The organism is Pedobacter sp. (genome assembly GCF_965249885.1).
Taxonomy (GTDB): Bacteria; Bacteroidota; Bacteroidia; order Sphingobacteriales; family Sphingobacteriaceae; genus Pedobacter.
In genome coordinates this window covers 4,510,163-4,531,101 of the sequence record NZ_OZ252254.1, presented here as the reverse complement: position 1 = coordinate 4,531,101, position 20,939 = coordinate 4,510,163, and the positions used below count along the sequence as shown (strand labels likewise).

The window sequence follows — 20,939 nt, the reverse complement described above, 5'->3', positions numbered from 1 at the left end:
TGGTTATGGAAAAAATGAAGTTAAGCCTCAACTTGAGACTGAAAAACGAGTTGATCAAGTACGTTTTGTATTCAAAAGTACTGGTGGTTTTTTTACCATTATTTTATTGCTATGGTTGTAAATCACCTGAGATTACCAATAATGCCCAACCTACAAAAGTGGAAACGAAAGCTGTTACTAGCACATTTAGCACTACGGACACCTTACTTGCGCAAAATTTTAATAGTTCTTCGAGTTTACCAACTTACATCAGTGCTACGCCAAACTATACACAGTTCAATAGCATCGGCGCAACAACCGGTAGCACGGTACAGGTTACAAATAACAAACTGCGTTTTACCCGAAATACTGGAGGTAACGCTCATTTTTCGAGAACCAGCGATTTCACTTCGATACCATCCATCATCCAATATAAGTTTGACATTGAAGTATCTGGTAATTCTGCGTTCCAAACAGTAGCTACTTTTCAGGTTGGCGAAAATTTTTCATCTGGAAATACTTCATCAGGTACACCATTAGAAAGTGATGCTAATGTCAACGCTAAAATTGCTATCTACACCACTGGTACCAACGGTGTTTTCAGTATCAAAGATAAAGACCTTAGGTCGGCTAATTTTGCTGGAAATCAAACCGTAACTTGGCTGATTAACGAGTCGGATACCTTGATTCGCTATGCATCACCTGATGGGAAAACCGAATTGGTTTCGGCTAACAGTTGGGACTTGTGGTTGGGAAGCACTAAAGTTTTTGATGATAGACCAGCGATCACTGCTTCAAAAGCACTAAAAAATCTAAAGTTTGCGTTTACTGCGGGTACAGGTGTAACCATCGATTTAGATAATATCTCGGTACTTAACCTCAGTCAATCACAAAACACTGACATTGCCGTTCCGCTATTCAGTTCTGGATTTGAAAACTCCACTTACCTTGCGCTTCAACCAAACAATACCATTTTATACAGAGGCACCGATTTTTCTGTCGCTGCGCCAAATAATTGGGAAAGCTTAGCTCCGGAAATTGGAAATGTGAAGATCAATTTCGAAGGAGGAGACACTACACAGCGAAAAGCAAAGATCGTTAACGATCCTACCAATCCAAACAACAAGGTGTTATATTATTGGTTGGCAAAAGCAAATGCACTTAACTTCGTAAAAGGACGAGTGCAAACCGATGCCTATGATGGTACTGGAGTAAAGGAGCTTTATCAATCGGTACGCATGTACCTCGGAGATGGCTTTAACACCATCAAAAACTGGAATAAAGAATGTGATTGGCTTACTATTTTCGAGTTTTGGAATAACAAAGCTTGGGATGATGCGCCAAATCCTTTCAGAATCAAAGTAACCATAGCGAAACCTAGCGCAGCCGTTGGTACACCGCTTAATTTCAGAGTTACGGCTCAAACTTACAACACCACAACCGGCAACTTTTCTAATAAATGGGAGGCAACTAACACCAGTTATACCGTGCCTGTAATGCAATGGTTCACTATCGATTATTACTATAAAGAAGGAGATGGAAATAATGGACGGTTTTATTTGGCGATAAAACCCGACGGAGGCGCAAAAACGGTGCTTTTTAATGAAGTGAATTGGACACAATCGCCAACAGACACTGCGCCTGATGGACTAACCGACGTGAATATTATGAAACTTTACACTTCGAAGGATTTACTCGTGTATTTGGGACAAAATGGTAAGGTGCTAGAAATTTACTGGGACAATCTACAGGTATGGAAAGATAAACGCCCGTAATCAACTTAAATAAGAACTAACATGATCAATAAACGACGCGAATTCGTAAAACAAGCAGGCCTTTTAACGGCATATTCATTTCTCGTACCAGTGCTAAAAGCCACGGCTGCAACTGTGGGTAAAAAAGATATTAAGATTTTACTGAGATCGGCTTGGCAAACCGTAAATATTGGTGATACCGGCCACACTTTTGGTATCATGGAACTTTTTAAGGAATATCTTCCCGCTGCAAAAGTGGTGTTGTGGGCTCGTAATTTGGAATTAGGGGCGGATGAACTGATGGCAAAAACTTATCCGAACTTAGAGATTATTAACGGGACCCAGGTTGGCAGCAACGGCGTTCCTGAAGACCCACGATTGAAAGCAGCTTTTGAAGAGTGCGACATCATGGTGCATAGTTCGGGATATAACGTTACCGCCCGAAGAGAGTTATGGGAATGGTGGAATGCCACTAAAAAACCATTTGGTGTTTATGGAGTGTCTCTTGATGAAGCAGATGATAAGCTGAAAGAGTTAATCAATAAAGCGTCGTTTTTTTATTGCAGGGATAGCGAATCGTTAAGATATCTACAGTCGCTCAAACTCAGTTGTCCTATTCAAGGTCTAGCTTTTGACGCCACATTTGCCATTCAACTGGAAAATGAAGCGTTGGCAAAATCCTATCTCCAATCGGTAGGACTTAAAGATGGCGAATTCATTTGTGTAATACCAAGACTGCGCTATACTCCTTACTGGCAAATGAAAAATAAAAAGCCAACTGCAGAGGAGGAAGTAAAAGAGGCGGTATCTAATCTTTACAAAGAAACAGATGCAGCTAAATTGAGGGAGGTGATTATTGAATGGGTTCGAACAACGGGTTTTAAAGTATTGGCTTGCGCTGAAGTAACTTACCAAGTAGGTTTGTCTAAAGAGGTTTTAGTTGATCCGCTGCCTGAGGATGTGAAGAAAAATGTGGTTTGGCGATCCACGTTTTGGAACCCAGATGAGGCGGGATCGATATACGCTAAATCAAGAGCGATTGTCACTTACGAATTGCACTCTGCCATCATTTCGTTCTCTAAAAACATCCCTGCTATACATCTCAAACAGTCAACCGATACTAGAAAAGGACAAATGTGGAGAGACATAGGTTTGGGAGATTGGTATTTCCAAATCGATGAGACGCCAGGTTCGCAAATTGCAACGGAGTTAATGAAAATACATAGCAACTATCCAGCTGCTCTTCAAAAAATACAGCAATCAAAAAAAGTGGTAAAACGTGTTCAGCATGATACCATGAACGCGATCAAAAAAACTTTAAAATAACGATAATGAAAATCAGAATATTACTGGTGGTTTTAGCCATGCTATTTATCAGGGCTAATTTGGTAGATAAAGTAACCGTTTTTATGGTTGGCGATTCTACTATGGCAAATAAAAAGCCAGAAAAATCTCCCGAAACCGGATGGGGACAAGTGTTTGGCAGTTTCTTCAATGATAATGTAAGAATAGTAAATACCGCGATGGATGGTAGGAGCACTAAAAGGTTTGTAAACGAGGGCAGATGGGATAGGGTATTGGAACGTTTAAAGCCTAACGATTATGTATTTATCCAATTCGGGCATAACGATGCTAAATTAGACAAGGAAGGTACGGGAGTTTCTCCACAAGAATTTGAAACTTACCTAGTTAAATTTGTTAACGATTGTAGAGCGAAAAAAGCAATTCCGGTGTTGATTACCCCTGTTATGCGCAGAAGTTTTCGCAATAATAAGTTTTACGATTCGCATGGTGAATATCCTCAAGTGACCAAAAAAGTAGCAAAAGATATGGATGTTGCTTTAATAGACCTACATCAAAAAAGCGAAGTGTTGATTTCAGGTTTAGGATCGGAACCTTCCAAAAAGTTATTTATGTGGCTTGATTCTGGGGTTAACGCAAATTATCCTTCAGGAAAAAGAGACAATACCCATTTCAACGAATATGGCGCTCAACAAATAGCTCAACTCGTGGTAAATGAAATAAAGCAGTCGAATTTAGATTTGAAAAAGTACATTAAATGAGCAGCAGATCTATTGTTATCATCAGCTGTTTGATTTTATTCAGCGGCGTTGTAAATGCACAAACCAAACTTCCATACCTAGATAGAAATTTGCCTGATGAAACCCGGGTTACGGATTTAATCAAGAGAATGACTTTGGAGGAAAAAATAGCCCAGATGTGTCAGTACGTCGGTATTGAGCATATCAAAAAAACAGAGAAAAAGTATCGGGATAAAAACCAGTTGAAGAATAATGACACCTACGGAGTTTATCCTAAGTTGGGCATAGCAGGTGTAGAGAAAATGGTGGAAACTGGTTTAATTGGTTCATTTCTACATGTGGTTACTGCAACTGAAGCTAATTATTTGCAAAGTTTAGCGCAAAAAAGCCGTTTAAAAATTCCTTTGATAATTGGGATAGATGCCATACACGGCAACGGATTAGTGGAAGGCAGCACTATATATCCATCCCCAATTGGCTTATCAAGTACTTGGGACACTTTGTTGGTTAAAAAAACTGCTCGTTATACCGCAATTGAAATGAGAGAAACTGGTTCGCAGTGGGCTTTTTCACCGAATTTAGATGTGGCAAGAGATGCAAGATGGGGACGTATCGGTGAAACTTTTGGTGAAGATCCTTTTTTGGTGAGCATGATGGGCGTATCGATGATTAAAGGATTGCAGGGCGAAAACGGATTAATGCGCAATGGAGTACTGGCTTGTGCCAAACATTTGGTTGGTGGTAGCCAGCCAGTTAATGGTTTAAACAAGGCACCAACGGATATTTCTGAACGTACGCTGCAGGAGATCCACCTACCACCATTCAAGGCCGCCGTAAATCAGGGGGTTTATACCATTATGCCTGCTCACAACGAAATTAACGGGATTCCTTGCCATGCAAATCAATATTTGATGGAAGAGCTGTTGCGCAAGAAATGGAACTTTGAAGGTTTTTACATTAGCGACTTTATGGACATAGAGCGCTTGGTTGAAATCCACGGCACAGCTGCCGACCAAAAGCAGGCTGTTGCACTTACCGTAAAAGCCGGAATGGATATGCATATGCATGGGCCGAACTTTTTAGAGCCCTTATTGGAATTGGTAAAAAGTGGTGAAATTTCGGAAGAACGAATTGATGCTTCGGTGAAACGCATCTTAATGGCAAAGTTTAAGTTAGGACTTTTCGAAAATCCTTTTGTTCCCGAAAAATCAGCTGCATTGTTCAATCAAACGCATCAGCAGGCAGCACTTGAGGCGGCCCATAAATCTATCGTACTGCTTAAAAACGATGGTATTTTACCTTTAAATGCATTGAAAGGGAAAAAAATTCTGGTAACAGGCCCAAATGCAAACAACCAGTCTGTTTTAGGAGATTGGAGCCTTAAGCAACCAGATGATAAGGTGTTAACGGTTTATCAAGGCATTGCTAAAGAAGCTGAGCTGCGTGGAGCTGCCACAACCTATTTTGATGCCGGCCAATCGATTTTGGAAATGCAACCCGATTTAATTAAGCAGGCTGGAGAGAAGGCAAAAGAAGCAGATATCATAGTGGTGGTAGTGGGCGATAATTCTTTGAGATTTGAAGCCAAAAGAACAGCGGGCGAAAATGTTGACAGAGACAATATCGGATTACCAGGTTTGCAGCAGCAATTGGTGGAAGAACTACACAAATCAGGTAAGCAGGTGGTGGTGGTGCTGGTTAACGGAAGGCCGCTAAGTATCCCTTGGATTGATGAAAATGTATCCGCTATTGTAGAAGCTTGGGAACCAGGTAGTTTTGGGGGCAAAGCAATAGCAGATGTAGTGTTTGGTAATGTTAATCCGAGCGGCAAGCTAACGGTAACTTTTCCTCAAAATGCTGGACAAATTGCTAGTTATTACAATCATAAGCCATCGCAGTATATTAACAAATATATCGATAGTAAAACCGGTTTTCTATATAGCTTTGGCTATGGTTTAAGTTATACCAACTATAGCTACAGCGACATTAAACTAAGTAAAACTCAGGTGAAAGACGGAGAAAGCTTTGAAGCTTCAATTGAAGTTACTAATAACGGCAAATTAGCTGGCGAAGAAGTAGTTCAGTTATACATCAATGGCTCAACCAGCGAAGTGAGCAAACCAGTGAAGGAACTTAAGGGATTTTATCGGGTGAAACTTTCGCCAGGTGAAAAGAAAACTGTAAAGTTTAAGGTTTCTCCGGAGATGCTTTATAACTACGATAAAAACATGAATTATGGTCTTGAACCAGGTGATTTTAAAATAATGATTGGGTCTTCTTCGCGAGAATCAGATTTAAAAGTGCAAACGTTAAAAGTGAATAAGTAACCGTTCAACCGTTCGATAGGCCGTATTCCAATTGGGATTTTTTTAAAGTAATTTTAATTTTAAGGTTAGTTATAAGTAATAATAGCTAATTTGTGATGCCGAGGCAAAAAAAACGTTGCTTCGGTTTTTACACATTAGCTCCGCCTTAAAATTTTACCAAAATGAAATTAATCCGTTATGGAAAACCAGCTCAAGAAAAAATAGGGATAAATATAGACGACAAAAATTACGATCTATCAGGATTTAATGAGGATTATGACGAGCGTTTTTTTGAAAATAATGGCTTACATCGCCTACAAGAATACTTGGAAGCAAACCGTTCTAGCTTAAAGGAAATTCCAGCAGATGCCAGAATTGGGGCTCCAATTGGCCGCCCCTCAAAAATTGTGTGCATTGGGTTAAATTACTTAGATCATGCCGCAGAAACTGGTGCGGCTATTCCAAAAGAGCCTATTATTTTTTTTAAATCTACTTCCGCTATCGTGGGGCCATTTGATCAAATTATGTTACCTAAAGATGCTGAAAAAACGGATTGGGAAGTAGAGTTCGGAATAGTAGTTGGCAAAACAGCAAGATATGTTGAAGAGGTAGACGCGATGGATTACGTTGCGGGATACGTTTTAATAAATGATGTTTCTGAACGTGAATTTCAGTTGGAAAGAGGCGGGACCTGGGATAAGGGCAAAGGCTGTGATACTTTTGCGCCTATTGGGCCATATTTAGTAACTAAGGATGAAATACCTGACATTTCAAATGTAAAGTTATGGCTGTCTGTAAACGGACAACTGTATCAGAATGGCAACACTAAAAACTTGATTTTTTCTGTCCCAAAACTTGTTGCTTATGTTTCACAGTTTATGACTTTGCTGCCGGGCGATGTAATTTCTACTGGTACACCAGCTGGCGTTGGTTTAGGATTTAAGCCGCCAATCTATTTGAAAGCTGGCGATGTGGTTGAATTGGGCGCCGACGGATTGGGAATTGCCAGACAAAAAGTAGTTGAGTTTAAGCTGTAGTTACTTTTAGCGGCAGCCATAACAAATGAACTTCGGTCCGCTAACCAGCGTATCTAGATTTTTTGATACGCTTTGTACCCAATAATAGCCATTAAGTACTTGATTTGGGTGTTTGCGTCAACCGTAGTCACTTTTTCATGTTGTGTAGGTATTAACCTTAAAATACATTATCATGATAAGTAGAGTAGCGCATGCATGGTTGGATTATCTATCTGCCTTAGTGTTAATTTTTGCACCTTGGGCCTTAAAGTTTAGCGATTCCGATGAAGCAACAGCCGTTTCAGTGGGGAGTGGATTTGTAGTTTTGCTACTGTCAATCGCTACAAAGTATGAAGGTGGCTTATACCGAAGAATTTCCATGTCAATGCATTTAAATTTAGACGTTTTCCTAGGCATTTTTCTGGTCGCTTCACCGTGGTTATTTGCCTTTAAAGACAAAGTTTTTGTTCCTCACTTGGTGATAGGTACAGTAGCAGTTTTAGCAGGTTTATTCACTAAAAGACAGTCTACTTCCAAGCAGTCGAGCTGGCAATGATCCTAGGATTCGCTAATAAGTTTTTAGTTTGTAGAGATCGGGATATCAATGTCGATTTCTGTCCTTCCCGGCGTAGAAGTGACTTTCATAAATCCTTTCAGCAGGCTAATTTTATCTCGTATTGAACGTAAGCCAATTCCTTTATGTCCTGTTTTACTAGCGTCGAAACCAATACCATTATCGCAAATATTGATGTGAATGAGTTGTTGTTGCACTTTCAATGTAATTTTGGCGTGAGTGGCTTTAGCATGCTTGCCGATATTCAACACTAGCTCCTGTATGGTACGGTAAACCGCCAACTCCAAATATTTGGGCTTTAGCAGTTCTAGACCTTCAAAATCAAACGAAAAAATAATTTTGGCTTCCATTTTATGACATACATCTTCAATAGCCGCTCTAATGCCAAAATCATTCAGTACAGTAGGCATAAGCTGATGTGATATTCGCCTTGTCTCTTTAATACCTTCATCCAAAAGTTGGGAAGTATATTGTTTCGTTTCCAAAAAACCATCTGGATTCGCTGATGCTAATTGCACATTTAAGGTAGAAAGGTTCAACTTTACGCCATAGAGCAATTGTCCAAGGCCATTGTGCAAACTTTCTGATATGCGTTGCCTTTCTTCTTCTTGTGTACTCAATATAGCTCTAAATATTTCAAGTTGTTTTTCTTCTTTCAACAAACGTTTCTCTTCTTCCAGCTGAGCTTTAAGTTCCATCAACTCAATTTCCCGGGAAATATCTTGGGATAAACTGATGACATGAGTTGGCTTACCGTTATCATCTGTTTTATAAATAGTTCTTTTGGTGCGCACCCAAGTAGGTTTGCCTGCAGCATTAAGAAGTCTGAAGGTAAGCTCTTTCACTTCCCCTGGCTGCGATGACAATAGCTCTTCAATATGCTTTTCAAATCTCTCTCTATCTTCGTGAAATACAAATTTGTCGAATAGCTTAGTGCCCATTTTGCTCAGTTCGTCCATGCTTTTTCCAAATAGTTTGAGCACTTTCTCATTAGCGTAAACCATTTGCATACGTTGTAATTCTATCACATACAGCATTCCTGGAGCTGCATCGGCAATGCCCTGAATTAAAGCGATATCTCCCAATACGTAGTCGTTATTGATCATATGACTCTCATTTTCCATAACACATTACTTTGCTGTAATAAAGCGTTTAAGTGGTGCATTTTGTTTTAAATAGAAAAAAATACTCGAAACAGTCAGGTGCTTAGCCTTATATATTAAGTAGATATACTAATTAGCGTATAAATCGCTTTCTTCAGTTTTGTATTATAACTGGCAAAATGATCAAGAACAAAAGCTCAACACTTGATAAATTGATTAAAGTTTTGGTAATCGAAAGTGACGTTGATTTACGGCACATCCTTTCAGAACTTTTTGATTTGGAAGGCTACGAATTTAAAATATACGAGAAATCGGTGGATATTGTAAATCTTGTATCCACTTACCAGCCTGATGTTGTTTTACTTGACTACAGATTGCCCTTAGTAAATGGGGGTGAACTATGTGATCGGTTAAAACATGATAGGAAAACAAATGGTATTCCGGTAATTATTTATTCGGCGTCTCCGGCTTCCGCTCTGCCGAAGTTATCAATTGACTACGATGCTTTCATCGCTAAGCCTTTCGATTTAAACGAGCTTTTATCGAGTATCGAAAATTTGGTAAGGCTGCCAAGAGCTAGGTAGAATTAATGTAACATTTGAGCTTACTGTTTGCTATTTTAAGTCAATGTGCTAATTTTGGTGCATTGAAAAAAGCAATACACATATTACTCTTAACCTTTTATTTGCTTTCAAGCACCGATATGCAGGAGCTTGCTAAACTGCCAGTGCTTTTTCAGCACTATTTTGAGCATAAGAGCGTAGATCGTAAAATGACTTTTTTCGCTTATTTGGAACATCATTACAACGAAACTGGACACGGTAACGACGGCGACGGTGATCGGGATAAACAACTTCCGTTCAAAACACACGAATTTTGTAACGTTTCCTTCATAAGCCCTGCTTTACCACCTTCTGGAGGTTTAAGTATTCAAAAATTTGCTCAGGTAATTGTCAAACAACAAATGCCAATCGACAACGAGCCGAGTTCCTATTCGGCATATGCCGGAAAAATTTGGCAACCGCCAAAACTTCTAAATCTACATTTCAAAGCTTAATTGGTAATAGCCCTTAGCGATTTTTGATGTTGATATCAGCATTAAAAATCAATAATTCGCTATAACACCAATTTATATATTTTCATTTTGACCAGCATTTAATGCTAAAGTTATTGAATTAGTAGACGTTTTTATCACAATATTTCATGTTGAATAAAATCATTGAGTTTTCTATTAAGAACAAACTCATCATTGGGCTTTTTACAATTGGCCTAATCATATATGGTAGTTTCGAATTGACCAAACTACCCATTGATGCGGTACCTGACATTACCAATAATCAGGTACAAATCATCACTATCGCACCTTCTTATGGAGCAACCGATATTGAGCGTTTAGTCACTTTTCCTGTGGAGCAAGCAAATAGTAACATTGCAGGAATTAAGGAGATTAGGAGCTTTAGCCGTTTTGGGCTTTCCTTGGTAACCCTAGTTTTTAACGATAATGTGGACGTGTACTGGGCCAGACAACAGGTAGCCGAGCGGTTGTTAATTGTACAGGAGCAAATTCCTAAGGGTATTGGTAAGCCAGAAATGGGGCCCATATCAACAGGTTTAGGCGAGATTTACCAATACGCAGTTAAACCGAAAAAAGGTTACGAAAATCGATACGACATTACCGAACTTCGTACCATACAAGATTGGATTGTTCGACGTCAACTTCTGGGCGTTAAAGGCGTAGCCGAAGTGAGTAGCTTCGGTGGCAAACTAAAGCAGTATCAAGTAACTATTGACCCCAACAAACTTGTAGCGCATAACGTCACCATGTCAGATATTTTTGATGCCCTTGAAAGCAACAATCAAAATACTGGCGGTGCCTATATTGAAAAGCAATCAAGTGTGCTTTACATCCGTAGTGAAGGTTTGATTGGCAATAAAGAGGATATCGAAAATATTGTAGTTAGAAGCGATCCAGAAAGCACACCATTGCTAGTTAGGGACGTGGCTAATGTGGAAATTGGATTTGCAACCAGGTATGGAGCTTTAACTTTTAATAACGAAGGGGAAGTTTCAGGTGCCGTAGTAATGATGTTGAAGGGGGCAAATAGTAATGTTGTTATCGATAATATTAAGTCCAAAATCAAACAAATTGAGCAAACACTTCCAGAAGGTGTGGAGATTGTACCTTTCTTAGACAGAACCAGTATGGTAAACAATGCCATTAAAACGGTAGAAACCAACTTGCTAGAAGGAGCTCTTATCGTAGTCTTTGTATTGGTTGTGTTTTTGGGCAATTTAAGAGCTGGTTTCATAGTAGCTTCGGTAATCCCGTTATCTATGCTTTTCGCCATTATCATGATGAATATTTTTGGCGTTAGCGGTAATTTAATGAGCTTAGGTGCTTTAGATTTTGGATTGATTGTAGATGGTGCAGTGATTATTGTAGAAGCGGTGATGCATCAACTCAGTCACAATAAAAAGTTTGCCGGCATTAATGCGCTCAAACAACCCGAAATGGATTTTGAGGTAAAAAGTGCCTCTTCCAAAATGATGAATAGTGCGGTTTTTGGTCAAATCATAATCCTAATTGTTTACCTGCCAATATTTAGTTTGCAGGGTATCGAAGGGAAGATGTTTAAGCCAATGGCACAAACGGTAGCCTTTGCATTGTTAGGTGCATTTATTTTGTCTTTAACTTACATTCCTATGGTGTCCAGCTTGTTTTTGAGCAAAAAAATCAAAACTAAGCCCAACATCTCTGATAGGGTAATGGCCAAGGTAGAAAAAGTTTACGCCAATACGCTTCAAAAAGTGATGGTTTTTCCAAAAACGATTATCGCTGCAGTATTGGGAATGTTTGTAGCTGCTATTGTCGTACTTACACATTTAGGAGGCGAGTTTATTCCGTCTATTGAAGAGGGTGATTTTGCGGTAGAAACCAGAGTGCTGGCTGGAAGTAGCCTATCAACCACGGTAGAAAACGTGCAAAAGGTAGCTGCAATTTTAAAAAGCCGCTTTCCAGAAGTTAAAAACATTGTAACTAAAATTGGAAGTAGCGAGGTGCCAACAGATCCCATGCCGATAGATGTGGGAGACATGATCGTAAACTTAAAGCCTAAGAAAGACTGGACTTCTGCAAAGACATTTGAAGAATTGGCGGAAAAGATGGGAGAAGCAGCTAGCGAGGTTCCAGGGGTGACTACCAGTTTTCAATTTCCTGTGCAAATGCGCTTTAATGAGTTGATGACTGGAGCTAGGCAGGATGTGGTTTGCAAGATTTTTGGAGAGGATTTTGACACCTTAGCACGCTACTCGAAAAAGCTAGGGAATATGATAAGAAAAGTGGATGGTGCTACGGAAATCTATGTGGAGCAAATTTCTGGGATGCCGCAAATTGTAATCAAATATAACCGAGCTGTAGTTGCCCAATACGGATTAAACATTGCCGAGATCAACAGGAATGTGAACACGGCATTTGCAGGCCAAAGTACAGGTTTGGTTTTTGAAGGCGAAAAACGTTTCGATTTGGTGGTTCGCTTGCAAAATGATAAACGATCGAGCATCAAAGACGTACAGAACCTGTTGATACCTACGCCTAATGGTGCACAAATTCCGTTGTCGCAAATTGCGGAGGTATCGTTGGTGAATAGCCCAAGTCAAATACAGCGGGAAGATACCAAGCGAAGGATTTTGGTTGGATTTAATGTAAATGGTAGGGACGTGGAAAGTATCGTAAATGAACTTCAAGCTAAAGTGCAGAGCGAAATTAAACTTCCTACAGGCTACAGCATCACCTATGGCGGCTCTTTCGAGAATTTGAATGAAGCCAAATCAAGGCTGATGATTGCCGTTCCCGTTTCTTTGATATTGATTTTTCTACTTCTTTATTTCGCCTTTGGCTCAATTAAATATGGTTTGTTAATTTACACCGCTATTCCTTTATCTGCTATTGGAGGCATATTTTTATTGGCTTTACGCGGTTTACCATTTAGCATCAGCGCTGGTGTAGGTTTTATCGCTTTGTTTGGTATTGCGGTACTAAATGGAATTGTACTCGTTGCCGAATTTAATAACATCAAAAAATCAGGAGAACAAGACATGAGAAAAGTAGTGCTCAAAGGTACAAATACCCGCCTAAGACCGGTACTGATGACGGCCTTTGTTGCTTCATTGGGATTTTTGCCAATGGCTTTAAGTAATGGCGCAGGTGCTGCCGTTCAGCGACCACTAGCTACAGTAGTAATTGGAGGTTTAATGATTGCTACGCTACTTACGCTTTTTGTGCTACCAATTTTATATGTGAGCTTCGAAAAAGGCTTAATTTTTGTTAAAAAAACAACATCAGTAGCAACAATAGCATTATTAGCTTTTTGTGTTTCATCAGCTTCTGCGCAAAAGCCAATTATATTAAAAGCTGCGTTAGATAGTGCTTATCAACACAACAAAAGTTTAAAAAGTGCACAGCTGAAAGCAAGTTATGGCGAACAACTCACCAAAACTGCCAATGCCATTTCGCCAACCAGTATTAGTGGCGAATACGGAAAATTCAACAGTAATTTAGTTGATAATAAGATCAGCATTAACCAAAGTTTTAGTTTGCCCGGTGTTTATGCAAAGCAGAAAGATCGACTTTTAGAAGAATGGAAAATTGCAATAATTCAGCAGGAGTTAAGTAAAGCAGAAGTAACGAAACTTACTTCGGAAGTTTTTTACGATTTGCTTGCCATTCAACAATATGAAAAGTTATATCAACAAGCGGATACTGCCTATCAAAAGCTTCAAAAACTGGCTGATGTGAGGTTGAGGAGTGGAGAAAGTGGTATGTTGGAAAAGGCAAGTGCACAAAATCAGTTGTTGCAAATTGATACTAAACTGAAAAACATTTTAGTTGAAAAAGCACTTAAACAACAACAGTTGTCTTTTTTATTAAATACCAGTGATTTGCTAAAACCGGTGGCCGAAAGTTTGGTAGCTACCATGAAGCTAGCCGATACCATTTCTTGGGTCAATCATCCTTTAATTAAGCTGCAAAAGCAGGAAGAGAAGTTGGCTCAATCCCAAACGGAAATTGAAAAATCAAAGTTACTGCCCGAATTTAACGTTGGCTATAACAATACAACATTGAGAGATAATGTCAACTTCACTTCGAGCGATCGGTTTCAATCCGTGCAGCTTGGTTTAAGTATCCCTTTGCTTGGCGGTGCACAGCGTAACAAAGTGAAAGCTGCGAAAGCGTACGAAAACTATCGCAAAGCTGAAACCGACCAAACAACGCAACAACTAAATGCTCAGTTAAAAGCGGTTTATCAACAATATCAGCAGCAACGCGTTTTGGTCCAAAATTTACAAAGCAACGGCTTGGCAACTGCAAATGCCATTACACATACACTAAACCAGCAATTAAAAAATGGCCAAATCAATTATTTAGAATGGACCATGCTTAACAATGAAGCAATTGCTATAAAAGAGAGTTGCTTAGAAGCCATACAGCGGTTAAATAAAAGTATTATAGAGCTTAATTATCTTTTGGCTCTTTAAAATCATTTACTTGTTTGAATAATTTAAAATGAAAAAGTATTTATACATCACAATAATGAGCGCTACAGCATTTTTTGGTTGTAACAACGATAAACCAAAGGATGAAACCACGCAAACGCTTAACGAAAATGAGGTAAGCCTAACACAGCAGCAAGCAAAGAACATTAACCTAGAGGTGGGCGGAGTAGCTTTCTCTAATCTTAATGAAACGCTCAAACTTCAAGGAAAAATTGATGTCCCTCCGCAAAATCTAGTGTCGGTAAGTATACCATTGGGTGGCTACCTAAAATCTACTAAGATGCTGCCCGGTACACATGTCAACAAAGGTCAGGTGATAGCGGTTATGGAAGATCCTCAATACATTCAGTTGCAACAGGATTATTTAAACGTCAATAATAAGTTGAGTTATGCTGCTAAAGAGTTGGCCCGTCAAAAAGAGTTAAATATAAGTAAGGCAAATAGCGATAAAACATTGCAGCAAGCAGAAACTGAGTACAACAACTTGCAGATTGAACAAAACGCATTAATAGAAAAATTAAAGCTGATCAACATCAATGCGGCTCAGTTAAAGAGCGGGAAAATTTCAAAATCGGTAAATGTTTATTCGCCAATTAACGGTTACGTAAGCAAGGTAAACGTTAATATCGGCAAGTATGTTACTCCGTCAGATGTGATCTTGGAACTAATTAATCCTACAGATATCCACCTCAATCTTACTATTTTCGAAAAGGACTTGAGTAAAATTAAAGTTGGTCAGCACGTTTTAGCCTATACAAATGTTGATCCGGCGAAAAAATACGACACTGAAGTAATTTTGATTAGCCACAATGTTAGTGAAGGAGGAAGAGGAGAGGTACACTGTCATTTTGAACAATATGATCAACGTTTAATGCCGGGGATGTATATGAATGCAGAGTTGCAATTTGGAAATCAAAAGGTGCAAACCTTACCCGAAGATGCGGTAGTTAGCTTTGAAGGAAAGGACTATGTATTCGAAGAAAACAAACCACTTAATTTCACGATGGTAGAAGTTAAAGTTGGAGCTACAGCAGAAGGTAAAACCGCTGTTGTTACTGATCTAAAAGCCAAAAAGATAGTAGTCAAGGGTGCTTACTCATTATTGATGAAACTAAAAAACGCCGCTGAGGACGAGTAGTATTAAAACGCATAAAGCCCCGATCGGGGCTTTATCGTTTCAGAAGAAACATAGTGGAGAGCTAATCCAGGATCAATTATTTATGTTTGTCGCTAACAAACTGGTGTTAGTTTGTTTTCTGCGATATAATTCGTTCATCATTTCATTGTCGCTAATATTTCTGGCCCATTCAGGTCTAAATTCAAAATACCTTAAGTTAGGCATTGCTGTTTGCCTGCCAGCCCATACAAGCCCTATCGATTCGCCCAACTTCGCCACTTTGTCGTAAAGTACATCATGATCTACGTACTTCAATTTTCCGGAAGCTGAACTTTCATAAATCCCAATGCCAAATGCCAGTCCATGATTATGATAGGAAAGTTTGATTTGATCAGTAGCTTCTTGTATGGCAACAAAGTCGAAAGACAGTTGATCCATCAAATAATTCCTGATAATCGTATTTCTGTTAATAATTTTAACATAAAAGCCATTTGCTGCACATAGGCTGATTAATCTCTTAACTAATGGAAGTAACTCTTCGCAAATATTATTCACATCCGATATGGAATAGAGCATCATGTCAGCATTTAAATCTGAGGCAGTATCGCTCAACTGGAGAGTAGGGTAACTATTCACTTTTTTTTGTTTAAATGGTTAATGAGCACTGTTAATCCGACAATGCTAAGTGACAAAAAAGGTGAAGTATTAAATAGGATGCTTTTGCGGTTAATGTTAAACAGGCAGAAACGCCTGAGGTATCAGGTATTTTTACCTGGTTGCGATTTGATACTGTATAAATGTCAATTTTTTACCGGATAGGTGAGCTTTCGACCTAATTCCCTAATTGATCAATCTCAATTAATTTATGTTTTAATGCGTACAAAACCAAGCCAGCGGTATTTCTGCTGCCTGTTTTAAGTAGTAAGTTGTTACGATGCCCTTCTACCGTTCTATTGCTCAAAAAAAGCTTTTCTGCAATTTCCGCACTGCTGAACTGTTTGCAAATCAATTGCAATACCTCTCTCTCCCGTGGTGTCAGTAAACTTTCATCTTCGTTCAAACTAGCTGTCTGAGGTTTTTTGATCAGCCCTTTGCGCATGATTTCCAGCATAGGAAGCGTAAAATAGAAATCATTTTTATATACTTCCCTAATGGCTTTTTCTACTTCTTCGGGCTCGGCATTTTTCGCTAAATAGCCATTTGCTCCAGCTTGTATGGTTGATAGGATGTGGTGTTCGGCTTCGTGAATAGTTAAAATAATTACACCAATTTTAGGATGACTTTGCTTAATAATTTTAAGCGCATCAAGTCCGTTCATTTCTGGCATCGATAAATCCAATAAAATAATATGGATTTCTTCAGTTTGTACAGCCAAAAGTTCTATTAACTGTTTGCCGTTTTCGGCTTCAAAAATAATTTCAACATCGTCAAAGGAGTTCACCAGTGCAATCATCCCTTTTCTAAAAAGCTTCTGATCATCGGCGATGGCGACGTTTATTTTCATTTTTTTGATCGTTAATTGGTCTTAGTGATCGTGATTTAAGTCTATAATATCGAAACCATAAGTGGTAAATTTCCTCTGGTTTCAATTTTTAAAAACAATATCCTTGATAAGCAATACTAACAAGTAAATGTTACTTCAATCATTATTACAAATATCTTTTTTTTGCTAGATTCGACCAAATAAAACTATTAAGAATAATAAACCATTCATTACTCACAATTAAATTAAACACATGAATTCAAGAATTAACGTGCCAACTATTCCTGTTGATGAAGCAGTGGACAGGGTTACTCGCTTTCGCGATCAACTGATTGAACAAGTTCCAGAAACAAATATTCCAAGAGCTGTTTTCATTCCAATGAGCGACTTATTAGCCATTATCAATAGCTACAACGTAGTAGGAGCTGATGGCGCAGATATCAACAAATTATCTGGAGTGAGAGCATATTTTGCGGTGAAGGAAACCGATACTGATTTGCCAGATGATATTACTGCTGTAATTGTTCCGGTAGATAAAGCCGGAAAAGATATCATTTACAAAGATGGAAATGGAAGCGGAGAGGATGAGAAAACAGAAATCTACGATTTTACTCAACCTTGCCCAAGTACCTGCGATGATACAAGTCCTCTATTTGTAAAATAATGCGTCGTGATCTTTTTGCCGGAATTATTGTTCCGCTAAGTATATTACTTCCTATAGGCATATTTATACCTCGGTATAAATACGCCTCTAAGGAGTTAAAGGCAATTTTTTATTATCTTGTAATGGTTTCGTTAATCAGTTTCGTAGCCATTATATTGAAAAATCAAAAAATAAATAACCTCCCTTTATTGCATGTCTATACTATTTTAGAGGCCGGTTTTATCTTTTATTATTTCAAAACTGTCTTTAAAAATGAATCTGCCAACAGAATCGTTAACTTTTTAATGGTTATTTTTCCTGCGCTGTGCATCGTTAACTTTTCTTTTTTCCAGAGCATTTACAAGTTTAACACCTATACACGTCCGTTGGAGGCCATTTTAATAACCATTTTGTGTATCATTTACTTCTTTAAAAGTGGCTTTTTTGAGAGATGGATTAAAATGCCTGTAAATTGGATTAATATGGGGATTATGTCGTATTTTCCAGCTGCAAGTATCATATTTATTTTATCGAACACATTTGTGTTTAAAAGTTATGATAGAGATTTAAATATTTTAGTTTGGGATTTACATGCCTTGTTAGTGTTAATTATGTATTTGCTTTTTGCGAAGGCCTTTAGCTTAATACGTATTAAACCAGAGGATAATACTTAGCTATAACACCAAGATATCGCGATGCCTAAAAGCTTATTCATGGGGTATATTGTTCCCCTAAGTATACTGGTTCCTATTGTAACCTATTCTTTGAAGGCCAAATGGGCCACTGATACGCTTAGGTTGCCATTCTATTTTTTGATAAGTTCTGGCTTAATTAATTTGGCCGCAATAATAATGATCGAAAAAGGCAAATCAAACTTACCATTGTTGCATCTGTATACCATTGTTGAAGCCACATTTTTCCTTTTGTATTTCAGGTCAATTTTTGTGAACAGTGCGATTAAAAATACGCTGACAATCGCAATTTTTGCCTTTCCAATATTTTGTATCATTAACTTCGTTTTTTTGCAAAGTATATTTACCTATAACACCTACACCAGACCGCTAGAGGCTATCATTATCACGATAGCGTGTTTGACTTATTTTTACAAAAGTGGCTTCAGCGAAAATTGGTTGAGTTCGCCAGTTAATTGGATTAACATGGGGATTCTTATTTATTTCCCAGCTGCTACGATTATTTTTATATTATCTAATTATTTTACTTTCGTTAAACTACATAGGGAACTGGTTCATCTCATTTGGAATATACACGCCTTTTTAGTTTTAATGATGTATTTATTTTGGACAAAGGGATTTAGCTTGATGAAAAAAAATGGTTGATAACGTTTATTTGCTGATATTTTACGGTGTAGTTTTACTGCTGGTGCTAGTAGCTTCCTTTTTATTGTTTTATATCAGGAATCAAAGCGTTGTTTGGAAACAAAAAAGACAATTGCAGGAAACCCAATTAGCACAGCAAAAGGAACTTTTAAATGCTGTTATCGATTCGCAGGAAATGGAAAGGAAGCGAATAGGCCAAGATTTGCATGATGAAATTGGAGGCACGCTGTCGGCTATTAAGTTGATGCTCAATGCACTCAAAAGACAAATTCCTGTGGAACACGTAGAAACTTTAACAGATGCGAAAGAACTTATCGATAAAATGATTGTAGACGTACGCCATATCTCGCATGATCTTTCTCCGCCAGGTCTATCCGTATTTGGTTTGTTCCCAACGGTGGATGCTTTTGTAACGCTGATTAATAACACCGGACAAATTAAAATTACAATGTCGCAAGTGGGAGACGTTGAAGCATTACGGTTACCCGAAAAAACTGCTTTAGCTTTGTTCCGAGTATTAACGCAGCTGGTGGATAATACGATTAAACATGCGCAGGCTACAGCTATAAGTATTTCATTTCAACTCGCTGAAAAGCTTTCTATTTCGTATCAAGATAACGGCACGGGCTTCGACCTTGAGGTGTTGAGCAAAAGGGGCGGCATTGGAATGCAAAACATCCAAAGTCGCTTACAAATGGTAAACGCCGAATATCAAATCAACACCGCTCCCGGAAAAGGTTTCAATGTTGAAATTGAGCTTGATTATGATCAAAAATAGGTGGCGTTTATGCCAATGCCTTTTCTAGATCTGCAATTAAATCATCAATATGCTCTAAGCCTACGGAAATACGAATCAGGTTTTGGGGTGTTTTGCTAGTTGGTCCTTCTACCGATGCACGGTGTTCAATCAAGCTTTCTACGCCGCCTAAACTCGTAGCCTGAGTAAAAATTTTTACGCTATTTACCACCTTTCTGGCAGTTTCAGCATCACCTTTAGTTAAAATAGAAAGCATGCCTCCAAAACCACTCATCTGCTTTTTAGCGATGTGATGTTGCGGATGCGAAGCCAATCCTGGATAGTATACCGCTTCTATTTTAGGGTGGTTATCCAAATACTTAGCTAGTTTTTCTGCGTTATCACAATGTCCTTTGATACGATAAGCCAAGGTTTTGATACTTCTAATTAGTAGAAAGCAGTCAAAGGGTGACGGTACAGCGCCACCAGTTTCCTGTATGTTCTTAACTTTCTCCCAAAATTCATTTTTAGCAGCAAAGGTTAGGCAACCGCCCAATACGTCACTATGTCCTCCAATATATTTAGTGGTGGAGTGCATCACAATATCGGCTCCTAAAGCAATAGGATTTTGTAAAATCGGCGATGCAAATGTGCTGTCCACGGCAAAAATTAGTTGATGCTTTTTTGCAATTTCGCTAATCAAGGCAATATCACAAATTTTAAGTAGCGGATTGGATGGTGTTTCTACCCAAATTAACGATGTATTTGGTTGGATGTACTGTTCAATATGATCAACAACAGTTAAATCGATGAAGTCGAAAGTTAGTATTCCTTCGAAAATGGTCATTAATTGTTTCTTAAATCCCCAGTACATATCATCGGGTGCAATAATGTGGCTTCCTGGCTTCAAGGCCTGAAAAACCGCCATTCCCGCTGTATTTCCAGAAGCAAATGCGCAACTGGTAACTCCGCCTTCCAACTCGGTGATTACTTTTTCCAACGCAGTTCTATTTGGATTGCTTACTCTGCTATACATATGGCCGCCAGGATATCCACCATCATCGCCCCTGAAAAAAGTGGTGCTCAAATGTATCGGCGAAGTAACATCTCCTGTAGTGGCTATTACATGGTTAGCTGCATGGATAGCAGTAGTTTCTGGCTTCATTATTTTTTATTTTACTGTTAGATAAACAAATGTAGGGTAAAACGTGTAATTATGTAATATTTGGCAAGATTTGTGCAAAGAGTTCACAAAAATTATACAATTGGCATTACGGCCGCCAAAATTTATACTAA

The 20,939-nt window shown here is 38.6% G+C and carries 18 protein-coding genes; 13 read left to right on the top strand and 5 right to left on the bottom strand.

Annotation, left to right across the window (positions count from 1 at the left end):
- The first annotated feature begins 5 nt into the window (after positions 1-5).
- From ACY2A0_RS19215 to ACY2A0_RS19190, 6 genes are all read left to right on the top strand, one after another.
- On the top strand, positions 6-1,754 hold the full coding sequence (locus ACY2A0_RS19215) for a hypothetical protein (RefSeq protein ID WP_461790991.1): 1,749 nt from the start codon (positions 6-8) through the stop codon (positions 1,752-1,754).
- A 21-nt stretch (positions 1,755-1,775) separates the two neighbouring features.
- Positions 1,776-3,059 (top strand): polysaccharide pyruvyl transferase family protein, encoded by a 1,284-nt coding sequence (locus ACY2A0_RS19210; RefSeq protein ID WP_461791746.1) that lies wholly within the window; start codon positions 1,776-1,778, stop codon positions 3,057-3,059.
- A 5-nt stretch (positions 3,060-3,064) separates the two neighbouring features.
- Positions 3,065-3,796 carry a rhamnogalacturonan acetylesterase gene (locus tag ACY2A0_RS19205; protein ID WP_461790989.1) on the top strand — a complete coding sequence of 244 codons (732 nt, stop codon included), beginning with the start codon at positions 3,065-3,067 and terminating at the stop codon, positions 3,794-3,796.
- On the top strand, positions 3,793-6,102 hold the full coding sequence (locus tag ACY2A0_RS19200; RefSeq protein ID WP_461790988.1) for a glycoside hydrolase family 3 N-terminal domain-containing protein: 2,310 nt from the start codon (positions 3,793-3,795) through the stop codon (positions 6,100-6,102). The genes ACY2A0_RS19205 and ACY2A0_RS19200 overlap by 4 nt, the downstream gene beginning before the upstream one ends.
- Before the next feature lie 161 nt (positions 6,103-6,263).
- Complete coding sequence (locus ACY2A0_RS19195; RefSeq protein ID WP_461790987.1) at positions 6,264-7,118, top strand: fumarylacetoacetate hydrolase family protein; 855 nt, start codon at positions 6,264-6,266, stop codon at positions 7,116-7,118.
- Between the two features lie 172 nt (positions 7,119-7,290).
- On the top strand, positions 7,291-7,653 hold the full coding sequence (locus ACY2A0_RS19190; RefSeq protein ID WP_461790986.1) for an SPW repeat domain-containing protein: 363 nt from the start codon (positions 7,291-7,293) through the stop codon (positions 7,651-7,653).
- 23 nt (positions 7,654-7,676) lie between these two features.
- Here ACY2A0_RS19190 and ACY2A0_RS19185 read toward each other — a convergent pair whose 3' ends face one another.
- The gene (locus ACY2A0_RS19185) at positions 7,677-8,795 is read right to left on the bottom strand and encodes a sensor histidine kinase (protein ID WP_461790985.1); all 1,119 of its coding nucleotides are present in this window, start codon (positions 8,793-8,795) and stop codon (positions 7,677-7,679) included.
- 158 nt (positions 8,796-8,953) lie between these two features.
- On the opposite strand from ACY2A0_RS19185, the gene ACY2A0_RS19180 reads away from it, so the two are divergent.
- The 4 genes from ACY2A0_RS19180 to ACY2A0_RS19165 all read left to right on the top strand — a co-directional run bounded on the left by ACY2A0_RS19180 (position 8,954) and on the right by ACY2A0_RS19165 (position 15,465).
- Positions 8,954-9,358 carry a response regulator gene (locus ACY2A0_RS19180; RefSeq protein WP_461790984.1) on the top strand — a complete coding sequence of 135 codons (405 nt, stop codon included), beginning with the start codon at positions 8,954-8,956 and terminating at the stop codon, positions 9,356-9,358.
- A 62-nt stretch (positions 9,359-9,420) separates the two neighbouring features.
- A complete protein-coding gene (locus ACY2A0_RS19175) occupies positions 9,421-9,831 on the top strand; it encodes a hypothetical protein (RefSeq protein WP_461790983.1) in 411 nt (136 codons plus the stop codon).
- Between the two features lie 146 nt (positions 9,832-9,977).
- Entirely contained in the window at positions 9,978-14,309 is a 4,332-nt protein-coding gene (locus ACY2A0_RS19170; protein ID WP_461791745.1) for a CusA/CzcA family heavy metal efflux RND transporter, read from the top strand.
- A 28-nt stretch (positions 14,310-14,337) separates the two neighbouring features.
- A complete protein-coding gene (locus ACY2A0_RS19165; protein WP_461790981.1) occupies positions 14,338-15,465 on the top strand; it encodes an efflux RND transporter periplasmic adaptor subunit in 1,128 nt (375 codons plus the stop codon).
- Positions 15,466-15,537: 72 nt separating this feature from the next.
- On the opposite strand, the gene ACY2A0_RS19160 is transcribed toward ACY2A0_RS19165, so the two are convergent.
- Positions 15,538-16,080 carry a M15 family metallopeptidase domain-containing protein gene (locus ACY2A0_RS19160; protein WP_461790980.1) on the bottom strand — a complete coding sequence of 181 codons (543 nt, stop codon included), beginning with the start codon at positions 16,078-16,080 and terminating at the stop codon, positions 15,538-15,540.
- Between the two features lie 196 nt (positions 16,081-16,276).
- On the bottom strand, positions 16,277-16,948 hold the full coding sequence (locus tag ACY2A0_RS19155) for a response regulator transcription factor (protein WP_461790979.1): 672 nt from the start codon (positions 16,946-16,948) through the stop codon (positions 16,277-16,279).
- 232 nt (positions 16,949-17,180) lie between these two features.
- Here ACY2A0_RS19155 and ACY2A0_RS19150 point away from each other — a divergent pair, with 232 nt between their 5' ends.
- Both ACY2A0_RS19150 and ACY2A0_RS19145 read left to right on the top strand, forming a co-directional pair.
- On the top strand, positions 17,181-17,591 hold the full coding sequence (locus tag ACY2A0_RS19150) for a hypothetical protein (protein ID WP_461790978.1): 411 nt from the start codon (positions 17,181-17,183) through the stop codon (positions 17,589-17,591).
- Positions 17,591-18,244, top strand: coding sequence for a hypothetical protein (locus tag ACY2A0_RS19145; protein ID WP_461790977.1), 654 nt, complete (start codon positions 17,591-17,593; stop codon positions 18,242-18,244). Before ACY2A0_RS19150 ends, ACY2A0_RS19145 begins: the two co-directional genes overlap by 1 nt.
- 131 nt (positions 18,245-18,375) lie before the next feature.
- Here ACY2A0_RS19145 and ACY2A0_RS19140 read toward each other — a convergent pair whose 3' ends face one another.
- Positions 18,376-18,579, bottom strand: coding sequence for a hypothetical protein (locus tag ACY2A0_RS19140; protein WP_461790976.1), 204 nt, complete (start codon positions 18,577-18,579; stop codon positions 18,376-18,378).
- Between the two features lie 320 nt (positions 18,580-18,899).
- Here ACY2A0_RS19140 and ACY2A0_RS19135 point away from each other — a divergent pair, with 320 nt between their 5' ends.
- Entirely contained in the window at positions 18,900-19,685 is a 786-nt protein-coding gene (locus ACY2A0_RS19135) for a sensor histidine kinase (RefSeq protein WP_461790975.1), read from the top strand.
- Positions 19,686-19,692: 7 nt separating this feature from the next.
- On the opposite strand, the gene ACY2A0_RS19130 is transcribed toward ACY2A0_RS19135, so the two are convergent.
- Positions 19,693-20,808, bottom strand: a complete 1,116-nt coding sequence (locus ACY2A0_RS19130; protein WP_461791744.1) for a trans-sulfuration enzyme family protein — start codon at positions 20,806-20,808, stop codon at positions 19,693-19,695.
- Between the last annotated feature and the right edge of the window lie 131 nt (positions 20,809-20,939).

What these genes read in the sequence shown, in the direction of transcription:
- ACY2A0_RS19135 (WP_461790975.1), top strand. Translation starts at nt 18,900, where the DNA reads ATGGTTGATAACGTTTATTTGCTGATATTTTACGGTGTAGTTTTACTG.
- ACY2A0_RS19170 (WP_461791745.1), top strand. Translation starts at nt 9,978, where the DNA reads ATGTTGAATAAAATCATTGAGTTTTCTATTAAGAACAAACTCATCATT.
- ACY2A0_RS19165 (WP_461790981.1), top strand. Translation starts at nt 14,338, where the DNA reads ATGAAAAAGTATTTATACATCACAATAATGAGCGCTACAGCATTTTTT.
- ACY2A0_RS19205 (WP_461790989.1), top strand. Translation starts at nt 3,065, where the DNA reads ATGAAAATCAGAATATTACTGGTGGTTTTAGCCATGCTATTTATCAGG.
- ACY2A0_RS19185 (WP_461790985.1), bottom strand. Translation starts at nt 8,795, where the DNA reads ATGGAAAATGAGAGTCATATGATCAATAACGACTACGTATTGGGAGAT.
- ACY2A0_RS19155 (WP_461790979.1), bottom strand. Translation starts at nt 16,948, where the DNA reads ATGAAAATAAACGTCGCCATCGCCGATGATCAGAAGCTTTTTAGAAAA.
- ACY2A0_RS19200 (WP_461790988.1), top strand. Translation starts at nt 3,793, where the DNA reads ATGAGCAGCAGATCTATTGTTATCATCAGCTGTTTGATTTTATTCAGC.
- ACY2A0_RS19150 (WP_461790978.1), top strand. Translation starts at nt 17,181, where the DNA reads ATGAATTCAAGAATTAACGTGCCAACTATTCCTGTTGATGAAGCAGTG.
- ACY2A0_RS19215 (WP_461790991.1), top strand. Translation starts at nt 6, where the DNA reads ATGGAAAAAATGAAGTTAAGCCTCAACTTGAGACTGAAAAACGAGTTG.
- ACY2A0_RS19145 (WP_461790977.1), top strand. Translation starts at nt 17,591, where the DNA reads ATGCGTCGTGATCTTTTTGCCGGAATTATTGTTCCGCTAAGTATATTA.
- ACY2A0_RS19140 (WP_461790976.1), bottom strand. Translation starts at nt 18,579, where the DNA reads ATGATACAAAATATTGGAAAGGCAAAAATTGCGATTGTCAGCGTATTT.
- ACY2A0_RS19130 (WP_461791744.1), bottom strand. Translation starts at nt 20,808, where the DNA reads ATGAAGCCAGAAACTACTGCTATCCATGCAGCTAACCATGTAATAGCC.
- ACY2A0_RS19190 (WP_461790986.1), top strand. Translation starts at nt 7,291, where the DNA reads ATGATAAGTAGAGTAGCGCATGCATGGTTGGATTATCTATCTGCCTTA.
- ACY2A0_RS19210 (WP_461791746.1), top strand. Translation starts at nt 1,776, where the DNA reads ATGATCAATAAACGACGCGAATTCGTAAAACAAGCAGGCCTTTTAACG.
- ACY2A0_RS19180 (WP_461790984.1), top strand. Translation starts at nt 8,954, where the DNA reads ATGATCAAGAACAAAAGCTCAACACTTGATAAATTGATTAAAGTTTTG.
- ACY2A0_RS19195 (WP_461790987.1), top strand. Translation starts at nt 6,264, where the DNA reads ATGAAATTAATCCGTTATGGAAAACCAGCTCAAGAAAAAATAGGGATA.